Source organism: Pseudomonas sp. LTGT-11-2Z, assembly GCF_003691445.1.
GTDB classification, from domain to species: Bacteria; Pseudomonadota; Gammaproteobacteria; order Pseudomonadales; family Pseudomonadaceae; genus Aquipseudomonas; species Aquipseudomonas monteilii.
In genome coordinates this window covers 307,841-334,161 of record NZ_CP033104.1, presented here as the reverse complement: position 1 = coordinate 334,161, position 26,321 = coordinate 307,841, and the positions used below count along the sequence as shown (strand labels likewise).

Sequence of the window (26,321 nt, the reverse complement as noted above, 5' to 3'; positions counted from 1 at the left end):
CAAAATGTTCAGTGGTGGCATTTTCCGGCGCGTGAGGCAGATCGATGCTTAGTGAGGTTCCGAGGCGACCTGATCGCGGCTAGAGATTGCGGAGAGCTGGCACCGTCTACGGCGTCTCAACGCATGGCGGCAGTTGTCAGATTCTATAAGTGGTTGGCAGCGTCCCGGTTGCTGTCTACAGAATGGCCCATGTGGACTGACGAGCAAGTCGGCGTCCGGCTGGTGGATGAGTTCGGTTTTGCTAGAACGATGATGGTCGCGACCACAAATTTAGCGATCCCAAATCGCAAGTCTCAGGGAGAAAAGCTTGAAGATGGGCTCATCCCACTTACCGCAGAGGCTGCCAGTCAGGTGGTCAGCTTCGCTTTGATACATGGGAATTATGAGCTCTACCTTATATTGAGACTCGGCTTCGGCACAGGGATGCGGATAGGCACACTATGTGATCTGAGGATCGCCACAATTAAGCGGGCCGTGCCTGATCCCATGTTCCCAGGTTTCAACAAGCTTGCAGTTGGCCCAGGAGCGCACCCGCCAGTACACACTAAGTTTGGTGTTACAGGTCAGATCTGGATCAGCGACGAAGATCTGAAGCTTTTGAATGAATACATTTACTCGACACGAAGGTTAGCCCGCCAGAGCCAGGCTGCCCCTGATAGCCGCGATGTGATCTTCCTGAGTCGTTACGGGAAAGCTTTCGGCCACGGAGATGGCAATGCTAGTCGCGGTATCAGTGTACAACTGGGCAGGCTGCGAAAAGACGGAATTTCAAATGGGATCAGTGCCTTTCGGAACTTCCGATTTCATCAAAGTAGGTGCACTTTCGCAACTGAACTCGCTCGAATTGCATTAAAACACGGCACAGTTAGCACGGCTATTCAACTGGTTAGACAAGCACTGCTACATAAAAGCGAAAAAACCTCCCTCACCTATATTCGCTTCATCGAGAAGATGGAAGTTATGTCAGAAATAGCGGACGCTTTCACACGTGACTTCTTAGGAATAGCCGGCTCGGATGCATTCGGCAATGAGTAAAATTCTAGACCTAACCTTTCCAGCGCTCCCCTATGGCACGCATGAAGCTAAGTTTGACCTCGCTTCTTTGCTCTACATCGGGGCCTCTAAAGCCCCCGCTGACAAGGTTATGAAATTGATTGAGGCTGGCCATTTCGGCCTACCTGACGCTAAGCGATTCCCGCTGGTTCAGGCATTGCATGACGAATTAAGCGCACAGATAGTCCGTGGCGTTCAGCAAGTTACTGTCAAAACCAGAATCCGAACTTTGCGCACATTTTTCTCATGGTGTGACCAGAACACTTCCCAGGCGACTATAGAGCAAGTCGCTGCGTCCTACCAATCTTGGGTAGAACACTTGATCCAGAGAGTGCGGGTCAATCGAGACTTAAAAAATATGACCGCCTACAGGCAGGCAAAAACGATTGACAACCTACTAAAGCCTTGCCTCCGGCTCACTGTCGGCCTTCTAACCACAACTAGGCTTAGGGTGAGCTCAAAAAAAAATAGAGCCTTGGGCACAGAGGCTGACAAACAAAACTTAGAGGAGCTCTTTAGGTTCGGCAGCTTATTAATGGATCTATCAAATAACTTAACGGTAGAAGCGATGACTGGACCTCTGCCGTTATTAATAAAATTAAAATCCGGCGATGTACTTACTGAACAACCGGGGCTGCTAAACAGAAAAATCGAAGATTCCTGCCAAGCCACCTCAGAAAAAAATAGATTTTTAGAGCGCAGAGCGGCAATTCCACCTCATCTGGTTTTTGAAAAGCGGAAATCCCTGGTAAACCTCCGGATAGAGGTCGAGATTTTAATTTTCATATCCCAGACCGGAATGAATCTTTCCCAAGCCGCAAGACTGAAAGTTGGAAGTTTTAGATATAAGACTGATGGGGATGACGTGGTAGTTTACAGAGTCTACAAGGGGCGTCTGGGCGGAGAAGCTGAGTTTGTAATATTCAAAGAATATGTACCACTGTTCAAGAGATACCTAGAATGGGTTAAAATTTTAGGGGTCGCTGACGACGACCGATTGTTCCCCTTTGTGTACTCAAACAAGATACCCGTCGAGGGTAGCTTTCCAACATTTCAGGGTATTATTTCTCGGTGCAGAACACTAGGAATAAAACATTTCCGCCCTATGGCCTTGCGCAAGTCTAGAATCAATTGGTTACTTCGGAAAAGTCGCAGTCCTGACCTCGTGGCTGAAATGGCCCAGCATACAAAAGAAACCTTGCTACATATATATGAGGAGCCACATCACCAAGCAGCGGCTGTAGAGATATCTCGATTCTATCGAATGACCGATCCAGCTGTCGCGTCAGTGGGGCCCGGAATGTGTATAGCACCAGTTCATCCCATCATGTCGGGCACGTTATTGGATGGAGCCTATAAGCCTGATTGCTCAACACCTGCAGGTTGCCTTTTCTGCGAATACCAACGCGATGTAGATAGCGAAGATTACGTGTGGTCCTTAGCTACCTATAAATACCTAAAAGCGTTGGAACTAGATCGTTCTGTTCCTTCCAAAGAAACAAAAAAAGATCACCCCATAACTACACTGATAAACCGCATAGATACAAAGCTTAACCATTTTTCCAAAAGTGGTGAGCCTCGCACATCTTGGGTGCTAGAATCTGAGAACAGAATGAGAGAAGGCCGCTTTCATCGCAACTATGAGGGACTGATACAACTTATGGAGCTAGGGCGGTGATGCCGAGTATGGTTTTTGCTGGCTTGAATATAGTTACAGCCACGGCATCGCCAAGCGACGTGAATTTTATGCCGAGCGCGTGGCCGCCCGCACCTGACTTTCCAATCTGCATATCTACCGAGGGTGAAATAACAGCGAGGTATGGCGATAACGAGTGGGACCTAACACCATGGGCAGGCTTTGTACTAAAGCTAAACTTTGGAGAATCTAAGAGAAAAAGATCCGGAGATATCAGCCCGGAGAACTCTGAAATCTTCAAACGCATTGTAGCATTTTGGATTTACGGCCCTAATCCGTGTAGAGAAATCCGGACTTTAGTGAGTCAATATGAAAATTTTAGACAGATCTTCACATACTGCACAAAGAACAATATTCTAGCGACTGACTTGTATCGATTCCCAAAAGTTATTGAAAGCTTCTCTAAGGTCGTCTGGCCGTCTCAGGCTCGTCGACTTATCGTACTGCTTCATACCTTATGGGAGCAACGCGAGCATTCTGGCGTATACATTCTTGACGCCAAAGGAATAGCCGAATTACAGTCAAAAATCCCTGCACATGAAAAATCACAGACAGCCTATATCCCGCCCCGGATATGGCTGTATCAATTAAGTCGACTCCGTGATTTCCTTGAAGACTTCAGGAATAACTTAGGTGCTTTGGAGGCATGTGCGGAATACTGCCTTCAAGCATATGCTCTAAACGCCGGAAGCTTGGAAGCTTCATGCTCACAACAATTGACAAAATATAACCTCCCCTTTGTATCACTAAACAATCCAGCTTTAAAGTCGAAGTTATTTAGCGGTCATAAATTTGGCCCTTTTTATATCACCGCCGAAAATTTTGGGATATTGGATCTGCTAGAGAAATGGTGTGGAGATGTCCGACATAATGGCGCCACCATCTTGTCGCAGTATTTTTCAATGGCTAGCAATATCGGTAAAGCATACTTACTAAATTTTACGCTAATGCGTATCGATGAAACATCCTCGCTCAGATCCGATTGCTTGGTGATTGAAAAAGACAAGGTTACAAAAGAAGACATTTACCTCCTTAGAGGCTCGACTAACAAAACAGTCGAGGACGATGAAGCATACTGGATCACCTCCCCATCTTCGAACTTGGCCATTGAGGTAATGAACTCAGTTAGCAAATTTAGGACCAGGTGTGCCTCCTTCAACTCAAATATTTCATTGACTGAGGAAGACAAACAAAATCCTTTTCTTGCACTTAGAGCTTACGAGCCATGGCGTAGAAGTACCAGATTTGATACCACCCCCGATATCCGCTGCCATGAACTCCATTACAGTATGTTTCTAAGCAGATATCCAAGATTATTTGATACTAACGAGCTTAAGATCCAGGAAGGCGATTTAGTAGGGGCTCTTTTGATCACTCCAACATTATCCCCTGCAAAATATGCTGTGGGTAAAATCTGGCCGCTTGCATGGCATCAGCTTCGGCGCACGGGGGCGGTTAACATGAGCGCCTCAGGGATTGTGAGCGACCCCTCAGTTCAGTATCAACTGAAGCATGCGAGTCGTGCCATGACTAGGTATTATGGAAATGGGTATTACCATCTCAATGCTAACTTAAATCAAGAAGCGCAGGCTGAGTATATCCGCGCCATGTATGAATCAGTGGCTAGAAGCTTCTCTGCACTCAACACCTCTACCTTCGTAAGCCCACATGGCGAAAAGAGAAAAGACCAAATTTTAAATCTAGTCAGCGTGAAAGATCACAACAAGCTTGTAAAGGCTGCGAAAGATGGCGCGATTGGTTACCGCGAAATTCTTCTAGGAGCATGCGCCAACCCAATGCCCTGCCCCTATGGGGGGATAGATTATGTTGGCAGATGTGGTGGTGGCGATGGCAAACCCCCGTGTCTTGATCTGCTGATTGATAAGGGTAAAAAACAACAAATCCTAAAATTGCGGGACGTCCTTCAAAAGCGTTCGAGAGATGCCGAAGATGGATCTCCATTCCATATATCAATCAACTATCAGCTGCAGGCTGTAGAGAGCGTCTTGGATGTCATCAAAAATTCCTAATTCACCTCGCGGCGGGCGTGCCGAGACAGCATTCCGTGAGGCTTTTGACAGGCTCAAGCGGGGTAAACCGAACCTATTACCTAAAGGAACGCGGGTTACTCAAAATAACGTGGCCAGGGAGGCGGGTTTAGATCCATCGGCTTTGAAAAAAGCCAGGTTTCCCACACTTGTTGAGGAGATCCAGTATTGGATCAACCAGTACGGTGATGAGCAACCCCGCTCTCCATCACAATCAATTTACGCTCAGCGCAATCGCAATAGGACGCTACGGGAGCAAATTGAGGCACTCAAAAGCCAACGGGATAATGCCCTGGCTCTGCTAGTGGAGGCTGACTCAAAAATCCTTGAACTCACGATGGAAAATCAACGGCTCCAAGCAACAAAGCCAAAAAGCAACATTTCCAAGTTAGGCAGGTAAGCCGAGACTTTCTCACCCATTTGCATTTCGGCATGACCAGATATTTCCGACGGATTTGATCATCTGACGTGCTCGCATCTCCACACACATTATTGTCAGCGGGTGAAAGTTCGCCGGGGTTGAAATCGGAAAGGGAATGGAAGCTCGAAGGGTGAGAGGTTTTCAAATCTTGTTTTCTTCGAGCTTCGATGGGATCGCTCTGAGCAGTCACCGTTTCAGATGGTGCTCGGTGCTCAGTCCCTATGAGTTCTAACACCTTGTTTACTAACGTGAGCAATAGGCCGATAACGAATGGCATCCGTGGATGAATCATAGAACGATTGGTAAAATGTGAATTCTTCGCGACCTCTTATCTTACACATCCTTTCTACCATTTCTAAAAGCTTATACTTATCTGAATCCGCTGTTTTTATCCCAAATATAATTCCGTCCAGGTCATCAAAGCTATAACGAAGCTTCCTATCTTCTTCGTTAAGATAGGAGTTAAACTGAGACTTTAGAATAAGCCTGTACTCCTGTTCATTCGACCAGTGCCTTGTTTTCACTGTAAGGCTTTTAAAATTGTCCCTGTGGTAATTATCACGCCATTGTGAATGATTCTCGAAGACATCTGATTTTCTCGAGCTTACATTTCCATTTTTATCGGTATACCATTTATCTATAACTTCCTGTGCACCATATGCAGCTAGGCTACAAAAAAAATCAAGATTAGGGCTCTTTTCTGTATAAGATACTTTAGTGAAATGAAATTTGGTTTGAGTCCACCACTTTATGCCCTGTTTTAATCCGGGTTTCATAAGCGAGATCCCTGGCTGCCCTTCCTCATTGTTTACTTTAAATTTTAGACAAACGCCTTGGTGGTTATTGCCATATGTACCCCAGATTGCCGAGTTCTCACAATTCTCCATAAAACAGCTTACGAACCATTCAGAGGTTGTGAGCCTGATCCTGGATGTCAAAAACTCTTCTGGAAAATCTATGCAAAGCCGTGTCCAATTTTTGGATTCGCCTATTTTAGATCTAGCATAACCTTTTACCAAGTCATCACTTCTTAAAAATGCCAGCGCAGAACTATCGAATTCAACGTTTAACAGCTCGTCACCTAGCCCTTCTAGATAATCTAGAAGGTTGGTTGAAACTGCTAGCAACTCTTCATGCGAAGCGCCATTTATACCGAAGCCTTTTTCAACAAGCTTGTAGGAAACTAACACTTCAGAAATAATATGCATTGCGAAGTATTGAATCGATCGCAGGTGCAGTATTAGCTCGTGTTGATTTACTTCCCGCCCCTTAAAAGCCAAAACTGCGATATGTCTTTTTACATTTGGCGAGTCAAAAAATCTCGATACAAGACCGGCGATCTCTTTGTAATTTTCAGGTGGTACTGCTTGAATGTCATAATTTGGAAATATCGGAAAATCTAAATTTTCAAACTCCCCAGTAAAATATTGAGTATTTCGAATGAGTAAGCAGTCCATGAAGTGCTGGAAGAAATTCTCCCATACGACCGAATCCCCTTTCCATACGATCTCCCGATGTCCTTCCAGTGGGTCGTTGAGCTTTTCCGGTGGCGAGAAGTAGATATAGCACCCTTCCAGCTCGCTTTCTCTGGTACCGCCAAGCAGGCTACTGACAGGGCGAAACCTATAAAGATGATTGAGCACTGCCGTCCCTCCGTGTCTGTTTGAGCTTCTATTTTCACCATGATGGGCATCTGCGCTTAGATCTTCCCGTGAATGCAAGTCACACTGGCAAGATTACGTCAGTTAACGATCGCTTCGGTCCGTTTTTTGCTGATCATGGTCAAAATGTGTGCATGGCAAATCCGGTGGTATCGATGGTGAGCACGAATGCAGAAGACAGGTCCGGTCAGGGCGGCTCAACGGCTTACTCCTGCGCATGGCATCTACCCTGTTGTCGAGCGTCTTAACGGGCTGCTTCAGTTCTGCCAACGCTTTCAGCTACCGTAACGGCTTGAGCCTTGAACTCATCAGTGTAGTTACGGCGAGTGCTCGGGTACATGGCAGTCTCCAACATAGCGATCTAAGTATCGCTTCTTGGCGTTCGTTGTCATGGGACAGGTCCTTTTTCACTCCCATAACAACTGGCCTGTAAACTACTTTTTTTACTTGTAAACCACTATGGTTTACAGTGAAAAAAAGTAGTTTACACGAAGCCAGGACATGCCTGATTTACAAGACGAAGCTAAGACCTACATCGAGTCCGCTCTAGGTGTAAAAGCGCACCTAACGCCGATGCCCCTTCGCGTCCCCTACTCCATCCGGGATAGCTACAAGACCTACGAATTGAGAATGCGGATGGGTAAAAACTCGGCGTTCAATATGATGCTGCTGGTCTCGCGTGATGAGGTTGCTTATCCAGGCATCGTGAGCCTGCAGAAGCACATCGAGCTCGTGCACAAGGTCACCAACCAGGTAGTAGTCTACGTCTGCAGATCATTGACGATTCAAGACCGCCGTAGCCTCATCACGCATCAAGTCAACTTCATCCAACCCAGCTTCCAGATGTTCATACCGGAAATGGCTCTGGACCTGCGCGAACGCTTCCGCCTGCGCCGAGAGCAAAGCGAGGTGGCCTCCCTGCTCCCTGCGGCCCAAGCCATGCTGCTCTCATGCCTGTATGCCGGCAAAACCGACGAAGCCTATTTCACGACAAACGCCCTCCTGGGCGACCTCAATTACAGCCGGGTAACACTCTCGAAGGCTGTGGAACAGCTGACCTCCCGTGAGGTGATTACCCCTGCAAAGAGCGAGCTTCACTGGAAGACCTATGCCTTCAACGGGACACCAGTTGAGGTGTTCCGAAAGGCCAAGCAATACCTACGGTCCCCCGTCAGACAGAAAATTGGCATAACCCGCAACACTCTCCCCATGGCGGCCGGTGTGTGTCTCGCAGGGGAAACTGCCCTGGCCAAATACACGATGTTGGCGGAGCCTAAGCAGGCCGTGTGGGGAATGACCAAGAAAGTGTTCAACGACATGCTGGCGCTTGATGCGTTCGAAGTCATAGATTCGTTGGACAGGATCGAGGAATGGGTAGAGATCTGGGCCTATCCGTCCCTCACCGAAAGACAATACATAGCAGATGCGGCATCGCTGTATCTGAGCCTGGAAGAAAACCCTGACGAACGCATTCAGATTGCATTAGATGAACTCAAGGAGCAAGTCAATTGGCTAGCGTGAAAGGCTTAAAGCGTACACTCGATAGTGTATTGTCTAAGATTAAAAACTTGAAAATTTGTTGCTACTAGACACAGGGGAACTGTCTTGCCTCCAATAATTCAAAACTTAGATCTAGCGAAGCGTATTTTTTTTGAGGAGCACGCTCGCTATCCGAAGTATAGAATTCAGTATTACGTACCCCATTTTAGGGCTGATTGCGAGTCAGCTTCATTTTTTATGGCGTATTGGCCAGGGATACTTTTCTCGGCTGAGTTGTTGGAGCTCTCTTTGATGTTGCCGTGCGACATTCGAGAGATCAAGTGTCAACGTAGACCTGTCGTGGTTTCAAGAGCTGCCGGAATAACATCATTCACAATCATACCTATAACGATCGAGTCTCTGGTGCGCGGCGCAGAAGTAATGAGTGCTGTTACGTATAAGTGTTTATTGTCGAATGATAGGACCTTCGAAGCTGCGCAAGAATTCATGAATGCGAAGGGGGATGGATGGCTGCATGTGTCATTGTCAGGTAAGGTTGATGCGGATATTAGGGATTTCAGCAACGATCGCTTTCTTAAATACATACTACATCGGACCGCTCAACTAAAAGAACGTGGGCAGGCTGATGAGATTTTTACTGATTCAATACATGATTTGCTTAGTCCTAAACGCCCACCCTGGAGCAGGCTGCAGTTTCCAGGGTATGCGCATGGTATAACCCGCCCTAACGAAATTATCGCTGCATCAATAGATTCAAAGATAAGCCTGGAAAAGAGGCTCGCAGTAAACCGAGTTGAGGAGTACGTGCCAGCAGTTGTGAAATCCTGTCGGGCAGTGCTAAGTCTGCGTAGAAAATTGGCAGCAGATGTGCCAGTTGAAAATGAGATTTGTTTGACGGTTGAGCCGATCCTTTGGCATCTGCACAGAGCTGATGTAGATAGAGAGTTATTTGATAAAGCTGATGAATGCAAAGAGGTTATAAGTGCACTTCGCAGGATGGTAAAATCAATAAAGAAACCTGGAGGCTACACAAAACTAAGCATTGCAGATAACGAAAAAGACCTGGTTGGCTTACTCAAAAACAAAACAATATCAGCTTTTTTGAAAGCTTATCAGATGGAGTTGCGAGCATTTGGAACCAGTCTGGCTTTGCTCAACGCCTCCGAACTCACTCCTGTACTTAGACTGGAATCTAGAATAAATAGTATTAAAGGTGACCTTGTAAATTTATCGGCTTGCGCTAGGGGCGGAAATCCCCATGTTAAATTCAAGTCAAGCAAGCTTGCGCAAAAAATTCAAACTACTATGAAGTCGTTAGTGTCATTGGAGCACCATAAATTAATCAACGATACCTTGCCGGAGTTCACAGGCGTGGTGCTCCTTGGAGATATTCCTCTTGAATGGCTGCCCCTCCGAGACTTACCGCTTACATTGAGGTGTGACGTGAGTCGGATCTCAGCCACCCCAGGCAACCTAAGTTTGCAGCAATGCCTAAGAAGTCAATATATCAATGTGGCTCAAGCAGATTTTGAGGAGGTTTTGATAGTTAGGTCTTTTCACGAGGGAGACAGAATTCGCACTGTGTTAGAGGATGCGATAAGCAAGTTGTCAAGCATGCACAAGGCTTTTCCGAAGTGTAAAATAGTAGATGTTGAGAGTGTTGAAGAATTTGTTTTGGCGGTTAACAGCTTTAGCGGCGCCATGATGATATTCGATGGCCACGGAACTATTGCTGACAATACTGGAGTTGGGTCCATAGTTGTTGGTGGCGAAGCGATAGATGTGTGGAAGCTGCGAAACTCTATACGGATGCCACCCATAGTTCTGTTGAGCGCGTGTGATACCCTCCCTTTAGATGGAGGGCATGGCGCATCAGCGAACGGAATGCTGGCGCTGGGTGCGGTTACAGTATTAGGTACAGTTTTGCCAATTGACTCAGGTCGCGCAGCAGGATTTATCGGACGTCTATTATTAAGAGTTCAAGAGTACTTGCCAATAGTACTAAAGCGTTCCAGTTACTTGCCATGGCGCTCATTCATGAGCGGGATGCTTCGCATGACATATTGCACAGAGCTCATAATCTCACTTATTGAAGAAGCAAAAATAATTTCCCCCAAGGATTGGGCTGGAATCCAGGCCAAGGCTAATTTTGCCATTAACTCTCTGAATCCGGATTGGTTTGAGGTGATTGTAGATGAGGTGGCTGCGTGTTCTGGGCTTGAAAGAGGTGTCGTACGTGAAAAGTGTTTGTTCTGGGGCTCATTGGTTGATTCGTTGAAGTATATTCAACTAGGCCGTCCCGAGAAAATTCGACTTCGACCTCACAGCCTTGGAGATGTGATTTCCGCTATGCTGGCTGAAAAGTCTATCCCACAAAGCGTAGTTCCGATGATGGATTTTTACCCTGGCTTGTTCTTACACTCGGAACAATTTATTCCTCAGGACTTTAAATAAAGGTTAATTTTGACTCGAAGCGTAATATTTTTACAACTAGATGCTCCGCGCGGTCAAGTGGAGTGCAATTGCCCAGCCAATGACTAAATCCCATTGCCTATGGACATTTTCGAGTCTGATGTCCACGTTCATTCAAGATATCCATGGACACTTTATGTTCAGTCCAAACCGTTGGTTTAGGCCGCCTTCAGCGCTTGTCCATAGATATTATGTCGACCGTGCATGTGCGGCTACCTGGGCGACCCCACGGGCCGCTGCCGGTGCAGCACCGAGCAGATCGCACGGTACCGCAACAAGCTGTCCGGGCCGCTGCTGGACCGTATCGACCTGCACCTGACCGTGGCCCGCGAAAGCACCACGCTGAACAACCAGCCCTGCGGCGAGACCAGTGCCGATGTGGCCGTCAGGGTGGCTGAAGCACGAGAACTGCAGCACCGGAGACAAGGGTGCGCAAATGCGTTTCTCAACCTCGAGGGATTGCGCCGCCACTGTGAGTTGACTCCAGCAGACCAGGCCTGGCTGGAGGGTGCCTGTGAGCGATTGACCTTATCGTTGCGTGCGGCACACCGCTTGTTGAAGGTGGCACGAACGTTGGCAGACCTGGAGGGTTGCGAGGCGATTGGCCGGGCTCATCTAGCCGAGGCCCTGCAGTACCGGCCGGGGAGCAGTTAGATTGCCGGGGCTGCTTTGCCCCGCCAGAAATACCCGGAAACCGAATACGCCCCAGGCCCAGTCAACGCCAACCCGCCGTAAAGTGCCACCAGCAACCAGGCAAACTGCCCCTGCTCTAGCGTCCAGTCCGGGTGCACCACCACCAGCGCCACCAGCAACACTGCCAGCACCGGCAGGCAAGCCAGGCGCGCGGCAACACCCAAAAGCAGCAACAGTGGGCAAACCACCTCGGCAAAAACCGCCAGCCCCAAGGTCAGCGGTGCGCCCAACCCGAATGGGTCTTCTATGCGCTGCAATTCACCGCTCCAGTCCAGCAGCTTGGGGAGCCCATGGATAAACAGTAATAGCAAGGCGGCCATTACCCGCATGAAGAGCAGGCCGGTGGCGCTCAAGCTTGGGGATTGGGGGTCGAGGAAGGTTTTCAGGCGGGGCATGGCAAGGGGCTCGCTAAACGATTACCACGGGAGCATTGCCCGAATCCCCGGTGATTGATTGCGCAAGTGTGCTGAGATGGATGTTAAGGCTACTGGCCTCTTCGCGGGCGAGCCCGCGAAAGGGCCGGCAAAGGCAGCACATCACTGCCCGCCCGCCAATGCCTCTTCAACCACTCTTAGCAGCACCTCTTCAGAAAAAGGCTTGCCCAGGCAGGCCAATGCCCCAAGGCTCATCGCCGCATGCACCGCGTCATCATCCCAGTGTGCCGACATGCAGATCACCGGCAACCGCCACTGCTGCCAGGCCAGCTCACGCTGCACCGCCAACCCGCTCATCCCAGGCATTTTCAGGTCGAGCAGCACACAGCCCGCCTGCCGCGCCAGCTCCGAACCCAGGAATACATCCCCCGCAGCGAACGACAACGTCTCGAACCCGGCCGAACGCAGCAGGTTGGCCAGGCTTTTGCGCACCGAAGCATCGTCGTCGACGATGCACACCCATCTGCTCATGCGCTGGCCAGGCCCTCTACCCGCGCCTCGATGACGTTGTGCATGGCCACCAGTTCCACCAGCGAGCGGGACTGCATCTTGTTCATGATGTTTTTCTTGTGCACCTTGGTCGTCACTTCGCTGGTGCCGATCTGCCTGGCGATCTGCTTGTGCGACAGGCCATCGACCACCAGCGAGAACACTTGGCGCTCACGCTGGGTCAGGCGTTGGTACTTTGCCTCGACCTGCCGCGCATGGTGCCATTTGCGCCCATCGACCACAGCCCGGGTACGCACGGCCTGCAGCAGCGTCAGCAACTGGTCTTCATCAAATGGCTTGGTCAGGAACTCCACTGCCCCCGCACGCATGGCCTGCACCGTCATCGGGATGGTGCCGAAACCGGTCATGAACACGATCGGCCAAGGCAGCCCCAGCTGGCGGAGGGCGTGCTGCACCTCAAGGCCAGTGGTATCGGGCAGGTGCATGTCGAGCAGCAGGCAGGCGCAGGGGGTTTCCAAGTGGGCTTCGAACAACGCCTCGGCACTGGCGAACAAGTGATGCGGGATATCCTGCGAGCGCAGCAGGCGGCCCAGCGCCGTACGCACCGAGGGGTCATCGTCCACCACCAGCACCGGTACGTTCGCACTGTCTTTCAAGGGTTCAAACATGTCAGCACCGGCACCCAGCGTCGGGTGGCCCGGCGCCAGGCAAGGCACATCAAGGCTTATCTCGGCAGCCAGGCGGTAGCCCCGGCGGGGTACGGTCTGAATCAGCCCACGGTCGCCAAAGGCCTTGCGCAGCAAAGACACCTGCACCTGCAGGTTGTTGTCCTCGACCACCGTGCCGGCCCACACCTGGCTGAGCAGTTCGTCCTTGCCGACCACCCGGCCCTTGGCCTTGATCAACGTGGCCAACACCTCGAATGCGCGGCCACCCAACAGGATCGGCTTGCCGTCTAGAAACACTTCTCGCCGCTCCAGCGACACTTGGGCATTGCCTATTCGGATCATGGCTTCCTCACGCGGGCACGGGCGTTTACGCAGCCCCGGGCAGGCTAGGCCAGCGTACGCGTTCACACAATTATCCCGAGGGATAGGTTGCCCTCAGGACTATACAAAAGCCCGTCTGCCCGCAGGGTGCGATAACGGACAACAGCGTGCCCGTTCCTGCCAGGCAGGCTACAAGCCGCATCCTTACTGGGCCCGCTGCGTATACTCGCGCCTCAGGATGTCGCTAGCAGGGGGTGTTTTATGCTCGATGAACGCCTTGCCCACAGGCCCATCGAATACGACCAGTCGGTCGACGAGGGCTGGCTGAACCGGTGCGACATCAGCGCGCTGGGCCAGGAAGGCGAGCTCAGCTACTTTCGCCTGCGCGACCCGACCACCCATCAGGCCTGGATCGCCGTTCGCGCCCCGCTCGAGGCCCCCGCCGCCTGTCAGCGCCTGGAAAGAGACTACCGCCTGCAACTGGACCCGCAGTGGGCGGTGATCCCGTCTGCGTTCGTGCGTTCGGCCGAAGGCCCGCTGCTGGTGTACCCGGCTGGCCACTCAATCGCCGACCTGATCGCCGAAGGCCCTGCAGCCCTGACGCCATTTCTCGACATCGCGGTAAATGCGGCCAATGCCTTGGCACAGGCTCACGCACGCAATGTGCTGCATGGCGCGCTACAGCCCGAGTACGTGTGCCTGTACGCCAACCAGCGGGTGCGGCTAGGTTGTTTTCGCGCCGACCTCGCGCAACTGATTGGCGAACACGGCGCTCCGCTCGGCAACTGGTCGTACCTGGCACCGGAACAGGTCTGCCCGCACGGCAGCAGCAGCGACCAGCGCAGTGACATCTATGCCCTGGGTGCGATCCTGTACCAGTTGCTGCTGGGTGAACTGCCGCTGGCGGGGCGCGACACTCAGCACTGGCGCCAGCTGCATGCCGGCGTGCAGCCAAGGGCGGCCTGCGAAGTGGACAGCAACGTGCCACAGCCGCTCAGCCGGGTGCTGGCCAAGGCGCTGGCCAAGGAGCCCGACGCCCGCTATCAGAGTGCTCGCGCCCTGGCGGTAGACCTGGCCCACTGCCAGCGGCAATGGGTCGCCAGCAAGACCATTCAGGACTTCGAGCCAGGCTGCGCCGACCCCGTCACGCCTGGCCACGAACGCCTGTATGGCCGCTGCGCCGAACAGAAGGCCATCGCCCTGCTGCTCAAGGCCCCGCGCCGCGACAGCAAGCCGCAAGCCCTGTTCATCAACGGCGCTACCGGCATGGGCAAGTCGACCCTGGTCGAGGCAGCACTCAAAGCCAACGCCCAAGGTTACTGGGCCATCGGCAAGTGCAACGGCGTTGCCCAAACCGTCCCCTACGCACCCTGGGTCGACATTCTCGGTGCGCTGACCACCCAGTTGCTGGCCAAGAACAGCCAGGCCCTCGACAGCCTGCGCCGCGAGATCCTGCGCCGCATCAAAGGCCATGGCCGGCTGCTCGGCAAGCTGGCACCAGACCTGCAACTGATCCTTGGCCCCTTGCCCGAGTTGCCGGCCAAGCCCACGCGCCTGGCACTGCAGAAGGAGCTACGGGCGATCATCGAGTTCTTGCAGGTGTTCAGCCGCCCCGGCCAGCCGCTGGTGCTGTTCTTCGATGACCTGCAGTGGGTCGACCAAGCCAGCCAGCAACTGTTGACGCAACTGCTGACTCACGCACCTGGCAACCTGCTGTTGATCTTCGCCCGGCGCAATGATGCGCCAGCCAGCAGTGCCCCCCTTACCCTACCCACAACGGTGCGCAGCACCACGCTGAACCTGCGGCCTCTGGCTGTGGGCGCCGTGTCCGAGCTGATCGGCGAGCGCTACCACATCGGCCCCGAGGAGGCATTGCCGGTGGCCGTGCTGGTGCACGACAAGACGGCGGGCAACCCGTTCTTCATCCATCAGATCCTCCGGGCCATGGTCGAGGACCAGCTGTTCACCTTCGACACCCAGGCCATGCGCTGGTCATGGTGCCTGCAGGCCGTGGCCCGCCACCGCTATTCCGACAACGTCGCCGACCTGATGATCCACCGCCTGGCTCGCCTGCCGATGCCCCAGCGCGACCTGCTACGGGTGGCCAGCGCGGCGGGCAGCCGCTGCGATGAACGCTTGCTTCAGCAGGTCCTTGCCCAGGCCCCTGGCGAACCGTTGAAAGCCTTGATTGGCGCGGGTTTCCTGCAACAGGGCCAGAACGGCCTGGGCTTTGCCCATGAGCGGGTGATGGAAGCCGCGTACGCGCTAACGCCCATACGCGCGCGTACCCAACTGCATGCACGTATTGCCCTGGCCATGCGACAGGCCTGGCCAAGCCACCTGCACGAAGCACTGTTCGAGCTCGCCAACCAGCTGCAACGCGCCAGCCCCTGCGGGTTTGCAGCGGATGACTGCGAAGCGTTCCTGCAGCTTTTGCGCGAAGCAGCAGCACGCGCACGCGACGGTGGCGCCTTCGAGCAGACCGCAGGCTACCTGCACACCGCCGAGCAGCTTCTGCAGCACGGCGCCACGCTGGAAAGCCGCGCCACACATGGCTTTGCCATCGCCTGCATGGCGGCGGAGTGCGACATGCAACTGTCGCGAATGATCGCAGCCGAAGCCCGGATCACCGAATGCCACCAGCGCGCACGTTCGACGCTGGACCAGGCGCGGGTGTGCCGCCTGCAGGCACTGCTGCATACCTTGCGCGGCGACTATCAGGCGGCCATCGACAGCGCCATATCCGGCCTGGACTTGCTGGGTATAAGCCCGGTACGGGGCATCGACTGGCAACAGGTCGAGGCAAGTCATGCCCATGTGCAGGCCTTGATCGAACAGAAAGGGCGGCACTGCCTGGAGTCGCTGCAGCGCACCGATTCTGAAGAGGTGACGGTTGCCGTCAGCTTGCTGGCCACCCTGTCGTCGTCGTTTTTTGTCAAGGACGACATCTGCTTCCTGCACCTGGCCAAGCTCATGGAGCTGTCGCTGCTGCACGGTGCTGCCCCGGGCAGCACTTATGGCATGGCCTGGTACGGGGTGATGATTGCCGAGCGTTTCGGCGCTTACCATGATGGCCACGCCTGCTGCCTGGCCGCACTCAAGCTGATCGAACGGCACGGCTTCGACGCTGACTTGACCAGCGCGCTGCTGGCCCTGGACCAGGTCAGCGCCTGGACCTCGCCCATGGAGTTCGCCCGCCGTACCGCGCTGGATGCGGTCGATTCAGGGCGCCTGAGCGGCGACCTGGCGATGAGCTGCTACGCCTGCAACCACCTGGTTTCCGACTCGCTGTTCATGGGCCGTTACCTGCCAGACGTAGTCGAGGAATTGGCGCAAGGCCTGGCCACCGTACGTCGCTACGGTTACCGCGACGTCGAGCTGATCCTGCTAGCCCAGCAAGCGTTCGTCACCCGCTTGAGCGGCACGCTCTGCCCAGCCTCGGCCACAGCCTCGAAGTCGCCCACGACGCGGTTCTTCCAGTACCTGTTCGCCGGCATGTGCGACTTCTACCTGGGCAATATCCCACAGGCGATGGGCAACCTGGCACTGGCCGCAGACAACACCTGGGCAGTGCCGGCGCACATCAACCTGGCCGACTTTCACCTGTTCCGCGGCCTGGCCCTGGGCAGCCCCGAGGCCGCTGGCAGCGTTGCCGACAAGCTGCGCGAGCTGCAGGCGCTGCGGGAGCGCTTCGGCCGCTGGGCCGGTTTCAACCCGGCCACCTTCCGCAACAAGCTGTTGCTGATCGAAGGCGTGATCGCCAAGCTCGAAGGCGACGGCCTGACCGCCATCCGCTGCTTTGACCAGGCGCAGATCGCTGCCGCCGCTGCCGGCTTCATCCACGAACAGGCCCTGGCCCATGAACAGCTGGCCGAGGTGTGTATCCCCAGCGGCCTGATTTCCGGTGCCAACCTGCACCTGCGCATTGCCCGCGACTGTTTCCATATCTGGGGGGCGACCGGCAAGGTGCATCAGCTGGAGGCGTTGCACCCCTTCTTGCGCACCCAGCCGATCCAGGAAGCCTGCCACACCGACCACCAGGCCAAGCTGGACCTGGAAGCGGGCATAGAAGCGGCGCGCGCGTTGTCCGAAGAAGTACTGCTCGAAGGCCTGATCGAAACCCTGATGGGCCACCTGACCCAGCATTCAGGTGCCGACCATGGCGCGCTGCTGATCGTCAGCGGTGCCGAATTCCAGATGGCTGCCCTCGCCTACATCGACGATGCCGGGCTGCACGTGAGCATGGACAACTGCCAGAAGTTCATGACCCAGGCACCACTGTCGGTCATCAACGCCACCATGCGCACCCGCAAGCCACTGGTGCTCAACGATGCCCAAAGCGACTGTCCCGAAGCCTTTCGCCATGAGCTGCAGGCGCGCAATGCCCGCTCGGTGCTGTGCCTGCCGCTGGTGATCCAGGGCGTGCTGATCGGCCTGGTGTACCTGGAAAACCGCCTGGTGCCCAACCTGTTCGGCAACCAGCGCCTGGCCATGCTGGAGATCCTCGCCTCGCAGGCGGCGGTGTCGCTGCAAACCGCCAAGTTCTATACGCGCCTGGCCGAAGACAACCAGAGCCGCGCGCAGATGGAGGCCGAGCTGCGCCGCTCTCGTGCGGAGTTGGCCCGCAGTGCCCACCTGCAGGTGATGAACGAGCTGTCGGCGTCGATCGCCCACGAGATCAGCCAGCCGTTACTGGGGATTGCCTCCAACGCCGCCGCCAGCCTGCGCTGGCTCAAACGCGCCAAGCCCGATCTGGAAGAGGCGATTGCCGGCCTGGAGGACATCCGCAACGACAGCGAGCGTGCGGCCAACATCGTGCGCGCGCTGCGTTCGCTGGCCAAGCAATCGCCGGTGCAGCTCAAGGCGGTGAAGCTGGATGAGCTGATCCGTGAGGTCGTGCGCCTGACCTCGGCCGATGCCGCCAAGGGCACGGTGGACGTGCAGACACGGTTGCAGGCAGGGGTGAGTGTGATGGCCGACCCGGTGCAGTTGCAGCAATTGGTGTACAACCTGATCAACAACGGGCTGGAGGCGCTGGCGGGGTATCGCGGTGACGGGGTGCTGCAGATTGCTTCGGCTGTCGTCGGGGATGCGGTGGAGATTTGCGTGGACGACAACGGGCCGGGGATTGCGCCCGAGGAGCGGGAGCAGGTGTTCGGGGCATTCTACACCACCAAGAGCGATGGTATGGGGATGGGGCTGGCGATCTGCAGTTCGGTGGTGCAGGCCCATGGTGGGCAGTTGCAGGCACTGGCATCCGAGCTGGGTGGTTGCCGGATTCGCTTCACTCTGCCGGTGAATCCTTAATAGCCTGTACCGGCCCTTTCGCGGGTAAAACCGCGAAGAGGCCGGTACAGGGTTACATTAACGCGAAGTCAACGCCGCATAGCTGTTCATCAAATTGCGGTAGTTGGGAATACGCTGCGACAGCAGGTTACCCAGCCCTTCGATATCGTTGCGCCAGTCACGGTGCAGCTCACACGCCACCGAGAACCAGTTCATCATCTGCGCGCCTGCCTGGGTCATGCGTACCCACGCCGCTTGCTGCACGGTTTCGTTGAAAGTGCCCGAAGCATCGGTCACCACAAACACCTCAAAGCCTTCAGCCAGCGCCGACAGGGTCGGGAACGCCACGCATACATCGGTCACCACGCCGGCGATGATCAGCTGCTTGCGGCCAGTGGCCTTGATCGCCTTGACGAAGTCTTCGTTGTCCCAAGCGTTGATCTGGCCGGGGCGGGCAATGTACGGCGCGTCCGGGAACATTGCTTTCAGCTCGGGCACCAGCGGGCCGTTCGGGCCTTGCTCGAAGCTGGTGGTGAGGATGGTCGGCAAGCCGAAGAACTTGGCCAGATCACCCAGAGCCAGCACGTTGTTCTTGAACTCATTGGGCGAGAAGTCCTGCACCAGCGAGATCAGGCCGGTCTGGTGGTCTACCAGCAGGACCACGGCGTCGTCTTTGTTCAAGCGCTTGTAATCAGGTTGGCTCATGGGGTGACTCCTTGGGTTGGGATGACGGTCCGGCACTGTCCGCAAGGGGCTATACCGGTGGATAGATACGGCTTAAGAAATGGCCTGCGCCTGTCGCCAGGCCTTGGGCGGCTGGCCAACCAGGCGGCTGAAGGCGCGGGTGAAATGGGCCTGGTCGCAAAAGCCGCATTCCAGGCTCACATGGGTAATCGGTGCTTCGGTGGCGAGCAGGCGCTTGGCCTTTTCCATGCGTGCCAGCAGGCGCCAGGCCTGGGGTGAAAGGCCGGTATTGACCTTGAAGGCACGGGAGAAATGGCTGCGGGTGAGGTTGCACACGCTGGCGATCTCGATGATCGACAGCGAACTGCGCAGCATCAGTTCCTTGGCCTGGCGTAACCGCGCGGGCGTCAGTGCGCCCGGGGGGTGCAGCGGCTCTTGGGGGGTGCCGGGGTGCATGGCGACTCTCCTGTTGAATGCAGAAAGTCTCGCCCCCGGCACATGACAAAGTCCTGAGCCAAACCTGAATTGTTCTTAATTGTGCGCGGGGGTATACCGTAAGATGCACGTTGTATTCAGCTAACGAGCGAAGAAGCATGCAAGTAAACGCTCACCGCACCGTGGCCATGGTGCTTTTCAACGATGTGCTCTTGCTGGATGTGACCGGACCCATGGATGCGTTCGCCATCGCCAACCGTTTTTTGCCGGCAGAGCGGCAATACCGGCTGCTCACCCTGGCCGAAGGGCAAGCAGCGGTGCGCGGCTCCTGTGGGCTGAAAGTGGTGGCCGACCTGCGCCTGGAAGACTTGCCGGACGCCGTCGACCTGTTGCTGGTGCCCGGCGGCCCTGGCGCGTATGACATTGCCGTGCCAGCGCTGGAGCGCTGGTTGCCGCAGGCGGTGCGCAGCGCCAAGCGCTTTGGTGCCATTTGTACCGGGGTGTTCCTGCTGGGCCGGGCGGGGTTGCTGGATGGCTACCGCTGCACCACCCACTGGAATTACGTGGAGCGCCTGGCGCGGGCGTTTCCTCAGGCCAAGGTTGAGACCGAGCAGATCTATGTGATCGACCGCTGCCTGATTACTTCGGGCGGGATCACTGCGGGTATCGACCTGGCGCTGGCGGTGGTGGCCGAGGACCACGGCAAGGCGCTGGCCCTGGAAGTGGCCAAGGTGCTGCTGGTCGCCCGTCATCGCCAAGGCGGGCAGACCCCGTACGGGCCGTTGCTGGCGGCGGTGCCGCGTGATGATTCGCCGATTGCCCGGGTACAGGCGCACATCGTCGACCATATCGAACAGACGTTTACCGTGCAGAAGATGGCCGACCTGGTGGCCATGAGCAGCCGTAATTTCGCCCGCACGTTCCAGCGCGAGGTGGGGATAACGCCGTTGCAGTACCTGCAAAATGCGCGGATCGACCGAGCGCGCAAGCTGCTGGAGGGCAGCGACCTGCCGTTGAAGGTGGTGGCGGCGCAGTGCGGGTTTGGCAGTGACCGGCATATGCGCAAGGTGTTCTGCGAGCGGATTGGCATGACGCCGGCACAGTATCGGGCGCAGTTTGGTGGGGCTTGAGTCAGCCGACTCCCGCCAAGAGGCCAGCACAGGTTGTCTCAGTTTTCAGGACAATCTTTCTCCCTGAAAGCAGATTGTCTACCACCCTCTCATTCCCCAGAATTGTCGGCCAAACTGTTCAAATGCTGCCCCGGCAGCTCATGGAGTACGAGCCAAATGCCACACGAAGGCAGCCTGCTGCAAACCGCCGTCATCTTCCTGCTCGCCGCCGTCCTTGCCGTCCCCCTGGCCAAACGCCTGCAGCTAGGCGCCGTACTTGGCTACCTACTCGCCGGCGTTGTCATTGGCCCGCAGGCACTGGGCCTGATCCGCGACACCGAAAGCGTGGCGCACATTTCCGAACTGGGTGTGGTGCTGCTGCTGTTCATCATCGGCCTTGAACTGTCGCCCAAGCGCCTGTGGCTGATGCGCAAATCGGTGTTCGGCGTCGGCAGCGCCCAGGTACTGCTGACCGGTGCGCTGATCGGTGCCATCGCCCTGTTCGGCTTCAGCCAGACGCTGCCGGCGGCCATCGTGCTCGGCCTGGGCCTGGCGTTGTCGTCCACCGCCCTCGGCCTGCAAAGCCTGGCCGAGAGCAAGCAATTGAACGCCCCGCACGGCCGCCTGGCCTTCGCCATCCTGCTGTTCCAGGACATCGCCGCCATCCCGCTGATTGCCCTGGTTCCGTTGCTGGCCGCCAGTGGCCCAGACACCAGCCACGGCGATAGCCTGCAACATGGCCTGAAGGTATTCGCCAGTATCGCCGTGGTCATCATCGGCGGCCGCTACCTCCTGCGCCCGGTCTTCCGCACCGTAGCCCGCACCGGCCTGCCCGAAGTGTCCACCGCCACCGCGTTGCTGGTGGTGATCGGCACCGCCTGGCTGATGGAAGAAGCCGGTGTGTCCATGGCCTTGGGCGCCTTCCTCGCCGGCCTGCTGCTGGCCGACTCGGAATACCGCCACGAGCTGGAATCGCAGATCGAACCGTTCAAGGGCCTGCTGCTGGGGCTGTTCTTCATCAGCGTCGGCATGGGCGCCAACCTGCGCCTGTTGCTGGAAATGCCGCTGGTGCTGCTGGGTTTGACCCTGCTGCTGGTGGCAGTGAAGCTGGTGTTGCTGATTGGCGTCGGCCGCCTGGTCGGTGGTCTGAACAGTGCCAGCGCCCTGCGCCTGGGCATGGTGCTGGCCGCTGGGGGCGAGTTCGCCTTCGTGGTGTTCAAGCTGGGCAAGGACCAGGGCTTATTCGACACCCAGACCTACGATTTGCTGTTGATGACCATCACCCTGTCCATGGCCATCACCCCACTGATGATGCTGGGCTGCGCCCGCGCCCTCAAGCGCCCGCAGCCTGTGCGGGAAGTGCCTGAGCAGTACAAGCAGATCCAGACTGATACGCCGCGGGTGGTGATCGTCGGCATGGGCCGCATGGGCCAGATCGTCGCGCGTATCCTGCGGGCACAGAAAATCCCGTTCATCGCCCTGGAAACCTCGGTGGACACCATCGAGATGACCCGCATGTTCGAACAGGTGCCGGTGTTCTACGGCGACCCGCTGCGCCCCGAGGTGCTGCATGCGGCCAAGGTGGGTGAGGCGGAGTACTTCATCATCACCATCGATGACCCGGAAGCCGCCATTCATACCGCTGAACGGGTGAAACGCCTGTACCCGCACTTGAAGGTGCTGGCCCGCGCACGTAACCGCCAGCATGTACACAAGTTGGTGGATGTGGGCGCCGAGCCGATTCGCGAGACGTTCTACTCCAGCCTGGAGATGACCCGCCGGGCATTGGTGGGGTTGGGCTTGAGTGATGAACAGGCGGCGGACCGGATTGCGCGGTTTACCCAGCATGACGAAGAGGTGCTGGTGGCCCAGGGGCAGGTGCGTGATGACCGGGCCAAGGTGATGCAGACGGCGAAGGAGGCGCGGGTGGAGTTGGAGCGGTTGTTTGATTCGGATGCGGATTGAGGGTTGCGAGCGCATGACTGTAGAGATGCAGCGCCCTTGAGATCGAGCGCCGCCCGCGCGGCGCTCGGTCTCATAGGCGTCAGAAATCTATCGCCAGGCACCTGGAGGCCATTCTGCAACCTCCCGACGGTCACCTCCCTGACTGTGGCTATAAAGCCCTGGAGCATCTGGATGACACAGGCAAAAGCCTGTTCTGGAGCAACCTGAATGCACTCGAAATGGCAGAAGGGTTGGTTGAGGCATTGCTGGATGGGATTGAGTCACAGCCCATGAATTGATGTTGCCTGTGCCGGCCTCTTCGCGGGTTTACCCGCGAAGGGCCGGTACAGCAAACAAAAAAGGCCGGCTCCCTACAGAGGAAGCCGGCCTTATGCGTACTGCTACTGATTAATCACTTACCCGCAGTCAACGCGTTGTAGCTGGTCATCAGGTTCCGATAATCCGGAATGTGGTTGGAGCACAGCGCCGCCAGCCCTTCGATATCGTTGCGCCAGTCGCGGTGCAGCTCGCACGCCACGCCGAACCAGGTCATCAGCTGGGCACCTGCCCGGCTCATGCGGTCATGGGCAGCATCACGGGTCACTTCGTTGAAAGTGCCGGAAGCATCGGTCACCACGAACACATCGAACTCTTCTTCCAAGGCCGCCAGCGCCGGGAAGGCCACACAAACCTCAGTCACCACACCGGCAATGATCAGTTGCTTCTTGCCAGTGGCCTTCACCGCCTTCACAAAGTCCTCGTTATCCCAGGCATTGATCTGGCCAGGGCGAGCGATGTACGGCGCATCCGGGAACAGGGCTTTCAGCTCTGGCACCAGCGGGCCGTTGGGGCCTTGCTCGAAGCTGGTGGTGAGGATGGTCGGCAGGTTGAAGAACTTGGCCAGGTCAGCCAGGGCCAGCACGTTGTTCTTGAACTTGTCCGGTTCGATGTCACGCACCAGCGACAGCAGACCAGCCTGGTGGTCGACCAGCAGGACGGCGGCGTCGTCTTTGTTCAGGCGGTTGTAGGTGAATTTGCTCATGGTCTGTGCTCCTAAGGTTTATGAATTCTTCAGCTATTTGGGGTGTTTCGCGTTGATGGGCACAGATTAAAATCATCACCTTTGCTGCACTAGACTGCGAAAATCGCCCTTAGCGTTCCGTTTGGAGAACGATCATTGGAAGACCTCAATTCCCTCTATTACTTCACCCAAGTTGTAGAGCACGGGGGTTTCGCCCCGGCAGGCCGAGCGCTGGACATGCCCAAGTCGAAGCTCAGCCGGCGCATCGCCGACCTTGAGGACCGCCTGGGCGTGCGCCTGCTGCACCGCACCAGCCGGCACTGCTCGCTCACCGAAATCGGCCAGGCCTATTACAACCGCTGCCTGGCCATGCGCGTGGAGGCGGAGGGTGCGGCGGAGATCATCGAGCGCAACCGTAGCGAGCCGCGCGGGCTGGTGCGTATCAGTTGCCCTACCACCCTGCTCAACTCGTGGGTCGGGCCGATGCTGACTCGCTACATGCTCAAGTACCCGCAGGTGGAGTTGTTCATTGAAAGTACCAACCGCCGCGTCGACCTGCTGCACGAAGGCTTCGACATTGCGCTGCGGGTGCGCTTTCCACCATTGGAGAACACCGACATGGTGATGAAGGTGCTGAGCAACAGCACCCAGTGCCTGGTGGGCCAGCCGCAGTACCTGGAGCAACTGCCCAAGGGCTTCGATCCGCTGCTGCTCGGCACGCTGCCGAGCCTGCATTGGGGCAGCGCACAGCGTGAGTACCAGTGGGAGCTGTTCCAGGGTGAAGACAGCAGCCGCAGCATTGTCATCCCGCATACGCCGCGCATGGTGACTGACGATTTGTTTGCCCTGCGCCATTTCGTGGTGGCTGGGGTGGGGATTGCGCATTTGCCGCGAGTGGCAGTACGCGAGGACCTGGCGGCGGGGCGGCTGGTGGAGCTGATTCCAGACTGGCACCCGCGCTGTGGCATCGTGCATGCGATTTTCCCTTCGCGGCGGGGGTTGCTGCCTTCGGTGCGGGCGTTGATCGATCATCTGGCTGAGGAATTCGCCATTAGCGACATGGCTTGAGTGTTGAACAGGTAAAACAGATTCCAGCACACCCTTACAAGACCCCTGGCCTATCCTTGCTCCACAGTCCCGGATCATCCCCCGGAGCTCTCCATGATCCGCGCCACACACGGACCAGGCCGCGCCCTGCTCGCCACGCTCGCCCTCTGCCCGGCGCTCAGCCAGGCGGATGAGTCCGGCTGGTCGTTGCTCAGCCGCAACTACTTCCTGCACAGCGACTTTCGCTCGCCCTCTGCCAGCGGCCAGAACTACCGCCAGGAATGGGCACAGGGTTTCATCGGCGAGGTCCGCTCGGGCTTCACGCAAGGCACGGTTGGCGTGGGCATCGATGCCCACGGTTTTCTTGGCCTGAAGCTCGACGGCGGCCGTGGCCATGCCGGCACCGGTTTGCTGCCACGCGACAGCAATGGCCGCGCCGAATCCGACTACTCCAGCGCCGGCGCCGCGCTCAAGCTGCGCCTGGGCAACACCCAGTTGCGCTACGGCGAAATGAACGTGGAAACCCCGGTGTTCGACACTGGCGACAAACGCCTGCACCCGGAATACGCCACCGGCTGGTTCGTGGAAAACACCGACCTGCCCGACTGGCGCCTGCAGGCCGGGCGTTTCACCGCCTTCAACAACCAGGACAACAGCGCCACCCGCGATGATTTCAGCGGCTACGGCGTCACCACCCACAACCGCGCCATCAGCCTGGCCGGCGCCACCTTCGCGCCCACTGGCCCGTTTGGTGGCGCGCTGTATGCCGGGCAACTGCAAGACACCTGGCGCCAGGCCTACCTCAACCTGAACCTGGCCGAAGGTAACTGGCGCGTGGACGGCAATCTCTACAAAACCCGCGACACCGGCAACGCCAGTGGCGGGGCAATCGATACCCTCGCCTACAGCCTGCTGGCCAAGTACAGCTTCGGCGCCCAGGCGCTGAGCCTGGCCTATCAGAAGGTCGAGGGCGACACCCCGTTCGACTTCGTCGGCGGCGATTCCATCTACCTGGCCAACTCGATCAAGTACGCCGACTTCAACGGCCCGGGCGAGCGTTCGTGGCAACTGCGCTACGACCTCAACTTCGCCACCCTCGGCCTTCCCGGCCTGAGCGTGATGGGCCGCTACGTCAGCGGCCGGGGCATCGACGGCAGCCATGCACCAGCCAGCGGCGCCTACGTTGGCCAGTACGGCGACGGCGGCAAGCACTGGGAGCGCGACATCGACCTGAAATACGTGGTGCAGTCAGGCGCCGCCAAGGACCTGAGCCTGTCGTTCTCCCACGTAAGCCATCGCGCCAACCAGGCCCAGGCCGGCGATGACATCGACCGTATCTACCTGATCATCGAATACCCACTCAAAGGCAGCTTCTGAC

At 56.4% G+C, this 26,321-nt stretch carries 18 protein-coding genes and 1 pseudogene; 12 read left to right on the top strand and 7 right to left on the bottom strand.

Annotated features, from left to right (window positions below):
- The first annotated feature begins 189 nt into the window (after positions 1-189).
- From D8767_RS01560 to D8767_RS01550, 4 genes are read left to right on the top strand one after another with little or no spacing between them, the layout of a single operon-like run.
- Positions 190-1,035, top strand: a complete 846-nt coding sequence (locus D8767_RS01560) for a site-specific integrase (protein WP_231115648.1) — start codon at positions 190-192, stop codon at positions 1,033-1,035.
- Positions 1,028-2,731 (top strand): site-specific integrase, encoded by a 1,704-nt coding sequence (locus tag D8767_RS28600; protein WP_161551515.1) that lies wholly within the window; start codon positions 1,028-1,030, stop codon positions 2,729-2,731. The genes D8767_RS01560 and D8767_RS28600 overlap by 8 nt, the downstream gene beginning before the upstream one ends.
- Positions 2,731-4,779, top strand: coding sequence for a hypothetical protein (locus D8767_RS01555; protein ID WP_220460690.1), 2,049 nt, complete (start codon positions 2,731-2,733; stop codon positions 4,777-4,779). Before D8767_RS28600 ends, D8767_RS01555 begins: the two co-directional genes overlap by 1 nt.
- Positions 4,760-5,197 carry a hypothetical protein gene (locus D8767_RS01550; protein WP_029380251.1) on the top strand — a complete coding sequence of 146 codons (438 nt, stop codon included), beginning with the start codon at positions 4,760-4,762 and terminating at the stop codon, positions 5,195-5,197. The genes D8767_RS01555 and D8767_RS01550 overlap by 20 nt, the downstream gene beginning before the upstream one ends.
- A 233-nt stretch (positions 5,198-5,430) precedes the next feature.
- Here the strand turns inward: D8767_RS01550 and D8767_RS01545 are convergent, their stop codons facing one another.
- Entirely contained in the window at positions 5,431-6,861 is a 1,431-nt protein-coding gene (locus D8767_RS01545) for a DUF2971 domain-containing protein (RefSeq protein ID WP_080578091.1), read from the bottom strand.
- A 519-nt stretch (positions 6,862-7,380) separates the two neighbouring features.
- Here D8767_RS01545 and D8767_RS01540 point away from each other — a divergent pair.
- The 3 genes and pseudogenes from D8767_RS01540 to D8767_RS01530 all read left to right on the top strand — a co-directional run.
- The gene (locus D8767_RS01540; RefSeq protein ID WP_016712650.1) at positions 7,381-8,400 is read left to right on the top strand and encodes a hypothetical protein; all 1,020 of its coding nucleotides are present in this window, start codon (positions 7,381-7,383) and stop codon (positions 8,398-8,400) included.
- Positions 8,401-8,781: 381 nt separating this feature from the next.
- On the top strand, positions 8,782-10,833 hold the full coding sequence (locus D8767_RS28595; protein ID WP_163002505.1) for a hypothetical protein: 2,052 nt from the start codon (positions 8,782-8,784) through the stop codon (positions 10,831-10,833).
- Positions 10,834-11,049: 216 nt separating this feature from the next.
- A pseudogene (locus tag D8767_RS01530) lies at positions 11,050-11,505 on the top strand (ATP-binding protein); the annotation flags it as partial.
- On the opposite strand, the gene D8767_RS01525 reads toward D8767_RS01530, so the two are convergent.
- From D8767_RS01525 to D8767_RS01515, 3 genes are all read right to left on the bottom strand, one after another.
- Positions 11,502-11,939 carry a DoxX family protein gene (locus D8767_RS01525; RefSeq protein WP_016712654.1) on the bottom strand — a complete coding sequence of 146 codons (438 nt, stop codon included), beginning with the start codon at positions 11,937-11,939 and terminating at the stop codon, positions 11,502-11,504. The pseudogene D8767_RS01530 and the gene D8767_RS01525 overlap by 4 nt on opposite strands.
- Before the next feature lie 141 nt (positions 11,940-12,080).
- On the bottom strand, positions 12,081-12,449 hold the full coding sequence (locus tag D8767_RS01520; protein ID WP_174244657.1) for a response regulator transcription factor: 369 nt from the start codon (positions 12,447-12,449) through the stop codon (positions 12,081-12,083).
- The gene (locus D8767_RS01515) at positions 12,446-13,438 is read right to left on the bottom strand and encodes a response regulator (RefSeq protein ID WP_121757857.1); all 993 of its coding nucleotides are present in this window, start codon (positions 13,436-13,438) and stop codon (positions 12,446-12,448) included. The genes D8767_RS01520 and D8767_RS01515 overlap by 4 nt, the downstream gene beginning before the upstream one ends.
- 240 nt (positions 13,439-13,678) lie before the next feature.
- On the opposite strand from D8767_RS01515, the gene D8767_RS01510 reads away from it, so the two are divergent.
- The gene (locus D8767_RS01510) at positions 13,679-18,724 is read left to right on the top strand and encodes an ATP-binding sensor histidine kinase (protein WP_016712657.1); all 5,046 of its coding nucleotides are present in this window, start codon (positions 13,679-13,681) and stop codon (positions 18,722-18,724) included.
- Positions 18,725-18,781: 57 nt separating this feature from the next.
- On the opposite strand, the gene ycaC (D8767_RS01505) is transcribed toward D8767_RS01510, so the two are convergent.
- Positions 18,782-19,408 (bottom strand): isochorismate family cysteine hydrolase YcaC, encoded by a 627-nt coding sequence (gene ycaC, locus D8767_RS01505; RefSeq protein ID WP_016712658.1) that lies wholly within the window; start codon positions 19,406-19,408, stop codon positions 18,782-18,784.
- Positions 19,409-19,480: 72 nt separating this feature from the next.
- Positions 19,481-19,843: an AraC family transcriptional regulator gene (locus D8767_RS01500; RefSeq protein WP_016712659.1), complete on the bottom strand. Its 363-nt coding sequence runs from the start codon at positions 19,841-19,843 to the stop codon at positions 19,481-19,483.
- 137 nt (positions 19,844-19,980) lie between these two features.
- Between D8767_RS01500 and D8767_RS01495 the strand changes: the two genes are divergently transcribed.
- Together D8767_RS01495 and D8767_RS01490 are read left to right on the top strand one after the other, a co-directional pair.
- On the top strand, positions 19,981-20,952 hold the full coding sequence (locus D8767_RS01495) for a GlxA family transcriptional regulator (RefSeq protein WP_016712660.1): 972 nt from the start codon (positions 19,981-19,983) through the stop codon (positions 20,950-20,952).
- A gap of 156 nt (positions 20,953-21,108) precedes the next feature.
- The gene (locus tag D8767_RS01490) at positions 21,109-22,896 is read left to right on the top strand and encodes a monovalent cation:proton antiporter-2 (CPA2) family protein (RefSeq protein ID WP_016712661.1); all 1,788 of its coding nucleotides are present in this window, start codon (positions 21,109-21,111) and stop codon (positions 22,894-22,896) included.
- 391 nt (positions 22,897-23,287) lie between these two features.
- Here D8767_RS01490 and ycaC (D8767_RS01485) read toward each other — a convergent pair whose 3' ends face one another.
- Positions 23,288-23,917 (bottom strand): isochorismate family cysteine hydrolase YcaC, encoded by a 630-nt coding sequence (ycaC, locus tag D8767_RS01485; protein WP_016712662.1) that lies wholly within the window; start codon positions 23,915-23,917, stop codon positions 23,288-23,290.
- Between the two features lie 135 nt (positions 23,918-24,052).
- Here ycaC (D8767_RS01485) and D8767_RS01480 point away from each other — a divergent pair, with 135 nt between their 5' ends.
- Both D8767_RS01480 and D8767_RS01475 read left to right on the top strand, forming a co-directional pair.
- Positions 24,053-24,964: a LysR substrate-binding domain-containing protein gene (locus tag D8767_RS01480; RefSeq protein ID WP_016712663.1), complete on the top strand. Its 912-nt coding sequence runs from the start codon at positions 24,053-24,055 to the stop codon at positions 24,962-24,964.
- Between the two features lie 93 nt (positions 24,965-25,057).
- Positions 25,058-26,320 (top strand): OprD family porin, encoded by a 1,263-nt coding sequence (locus D8767_RS01475; protein WP_016712664.1) that lies wholly within the window; start codon positions 25,058-25,060, stop codon positions 26,318-26,320.
- Position 26,321: the final 1 nt, after the last annotated feature.

Bases quoted from the DNA above. Each gene is read 5' to 3' on its own strand.
- D8767_RS01520 (WP_174244657.1), bottom strand. From the start codon at position 12,449: ATGAGCAGATGGGTGTGCATCGTCGACGACGATGCTTCGGTGCGCAAA.
- D8767_RS01555 (WP_220460690.1), top strand. From the start codon at position 2,731: ATGCCGAGTATGGTTTTTGCTGGCTTGAATATAGTTACAGCCACGGCA.
- ycaC (WP_016712662.1), bottom strand. From the start codon at position 23,917: ATGAGCAAATTCACCTACAACCGCCTGAACAAAGACGACGCCGCCGTC.
- D8767_RS01495 (WP_016712660.1), top strand. From the start codon at position 19,981: ATGCAAGTAAACGCTCACCGCACCGTGGCCATGGTGCTTTTCAACGAT.
- D8767_RS01490 (WP_016712661.1), top strand. From the start codon at position 21,109: ATGCCACACGAAGGCAGCCTGCTGCAAACCGCCGTCATCTTCCTGCTC.
- D8767_RS01550 (WP_029380251.1), top strand. From the start codon at position 4,760: ATGTCATCAAAAATTCCTAATTCACCTCGCGGCGGGCGTGCCGAGACA.
- ycaC (WP_016712658.1), bottom strand. From the start codon at position 19,408: ATGAGCCAACCTGATTACAAGCGCTTGAACAAAGACGACGCCGTGGTC.
- D8767_RS01560 (WP_231115648.1), top strand. From the start codon at position 190: ATGTGGACTGACGAGCAAGTCGGCGTCCGGCTGGTGGATGAGTTCGGT.
- D8767_RS01525 (WP_016712654.1), bottom strand. From the start codon at position 11,939: ATGCCCCGCCTGAAAACCTTCCTCGACCCCCAATCCCCAAGCTTGAGC.
- D8767_RS01515 (WP_121757857.1), bottom strand. From the start codon at position 13,438: ATGATCCGAATAGGCAATGCCCAAGTGTCGCTGGAGCGGCGAGAAGTG.
- D8767_RS28600 (WP_161551515.1), top strand. From the start codon at position 1,028: ATGAGTAAAATTCTAGACCTAACCTTTCCAGCGCTCCCCTATGGCACG.
- D8767_RS01475 (WP_016712664.1), top strand. From the start codon at position 25,058: ATGATCCGCGCCACACACGGACCAGGCCGCGCCCTGCTCGCCACGCTC.
- D8767_RS01500 (WP_016712659.1), bottom strand. From the start codon at position 19,843: ATGCACCCCGGCACCCCCCAAGAGCCGCTGCACCCCCCGGGCGCACTG.
- D8767_RS01510 (WP_016712657.1), top strand. From the start codon at position 13,679: ATGCTCGATGAACGCCTTGCCCACAGGCCCATCGAATACGACCAGTCG.
- D8767_RS01540 (WP_016712650.1), top strand. From the start codon at position 7,381: ATGCCTGATTTACAAGACGAAGCTAAGACCTACATCGAGTCCGCTCTA.